A 2,362-nucleotide genomic window follows, 5' to 3' on the forward strand; every position below is an offset into this window, starting at 1 on the left:
CTCAGTCATGTCTTTTTTTCTCTTAGCTGTTGAACCACCTGCCCTAATTAATACTGTAGCTGAACCGGAAACGGAGGAGCGCCAAGTTTCTGAAAATAGTCCCACGTCTGTAGTTCCCCTCCCTGTCACCCCAGCACCTCTAGAGGCAAAAAAGCCTTCAGAAGAGAGCGTTTCTATTCCCCTCACCGTCACTCCACCCCCGGAAACCGTCGAGGTAAAACCCTTGGTTCCCGATCAGGGTATTCCCCTCAAACCATTACCTAGCAGTGCGGGTGATGCGGCAGCTTTAGGAAAACCCCTTTCTATCCAGAATTCTCCACCCCCCGCAGCCGTTGGTGTCACCATTAATCCCGAAACCGAGATAGTTTCAGGATTAAATCAAAAAGCTCTTAACCAGAAAAATGGCTCAACTCGGCTATTAGTGCGGAAAAAAGGCGAAAAAACCAGCCAAGAATACTGGATTTCCCTCAATAACAGCCTAGCTCAGACCGATGCAGTTAATCCAGAAGGGGAAAGACCCCTAGAATTAGTGGCTGATGAGCAGGAATTTGACCAAAATCGGCAGATTATCACCGCTAGAGGTAATGTCACCCTGCGTTTTGCCCAAAGTGTACTAACAGCCGATCGCTTACAGATTAATCTTCCCGAAAAGTTAGCGGTAGCGGAGGGCCAGGTGATCCTAACCCGGGGAGATCAAATCCTGCGCGGCGATCGCTTTGAATATTATTTCGTCCAGGATAGCGGTGTGGTATTTAATGCTAATGGGGAGATTTTTCAACCCAGCACCGCTAGGGATTTAGGACAAACGCTGCCCACGGATGTGGGGGCCGGTAGTTCTTTTGGAACCCTAACCGATCGTTTGGCATTAAATCAACCCTTGCAGAGAATCACGACGGGAGAGGGTTTTCAATTTGTCGTCGGGGGACAGGATCCCAGTCGGCGCGATCGACAGAATATTAGTGGTCCATCGGGGGGAACGATTAATCGTGTCCGTTTTCAGGCCGAACGCTTGAATTTTGATGGTAAGGTGTGGAATGCCACTAATGTGCGTCTGACTAATGACCCTTTTTCCCCTCCTGAATTGGAAGTTCGGGCTAATTCCGCCACTTTTCGCAGTACCGGCCCCTTTACCGATGAGTTGCGGATGAGTAATTCCCAGTTGGTTTTCGATCAACGGGTAGTGGCACCCACTTTTATTAATAGTCTTACGTTCGATCGCCGTCGTCGTCGTCCTTTTTTAATTGCCCCGGGCTATGATGGGGAGGATCGGGGCGGATTTTTCGTAGAAAGTCCCCTAACTTTAGTGGAGACACCGAAGACTCTTTTTGAGTTGACACCGCAATATTTAATTCAAAAAGTCCTCAATCCCGATGCTTTTCCCTCAGCTAACCCCGGAGGTGGCGAAGTTTCGCCCCTTAGTCCGAAAGCTTTTGGTTTATTGGGCAATTTTGCCACTAATTTCGGTGAGCGCTCGTTTTTTCAGGCAACAGCCTCTTTTTCTAATTTAGATTTGGAACAGATCGAAAATAGTGTTCGTTCTAAAATTCGCTTTCAACAGACGATCGGACAGTTGCAGGATCCCTATCTGCTCAATGTGGAGTACAATTATCGCGAGCGTCTCTTTAACGGTTCTTTAGGTTTTCAGACGGTTAATAGCAGTTTTGGGGCAATTTTGACCTCACCGGTGATTGTCGTCCCCAATACGGATATTAGACTCAGTTATCAAGCTTCTGTTCAGAATGTTAACGCACCCACCGATCGCAGTAATCTCTTAGCGGCCAATGCAACGGATAATGTCACTAATTTAAGCCGTTTTCAGGGTGCTGTCTCCCTCAATCGCAGTTTTTTACTCTGGTCTGCCCTTACTTTACCACCGACTCCCGACCAAGGTTTAAGATTTTCTCCTCTTCCCGTTCAACCCTATATTGCTATTGTCACCGGTGTCACCGGTGTCACCGGTTATTACACCAATGGAGAGACGCAAAACTCCGTCACGGGAACCGTGGGATTATTAGGGCAGTTTGGGCGTTTTTCCCGCAATTTTTTCGACTATACCGGGTTTAATATTAGTTTTAGTCAGGGTTTAGTTAACGGACAATCACCCTTTTTCTTTGATCGCTTTGTTGATCAACAAACAATGTCCTATGGTATAACTCAACAGGTATATGGTCCGATCCGTGTGGGTTTCCAGAGTATTTATAGTATCGATCAAGCTAAGGAAATCAGTACAGAATATTTTCTCGAATGGAGTCGTCGCACCTATAGTTTAATTTTGCGCTATAACCCCGTGCTGCAGTTGGGAATACTCAACATCCGCGTGTCGGATTTCAACTGGACAGGCAACCCCGGCTATTTTGAGGGT

1 protein-coding gene is annotated in these 2,362 nt (G+C 47.1%); it reads left to right on the top strand.

The features are described from left to right. Positions 1–7: 7 nt before the first annotated feature. On the top strand, positions 8–2,362 hold a 2,355-nt coding region (locus IQ242_RS22655; protein ID WP_193961500.1), incomplete at its 3' end, for a DUF3769 domain-containing protein.

Source organism: Microcystis sp. LEGE 08355 (assembly GCF_015207185.1).
GTDB lineage: Bacteria > Cyanobacteriota > Cyanobacteriia > Cyanobacteriales > Microcystaceae > Microcystis > Microcystis panniformis.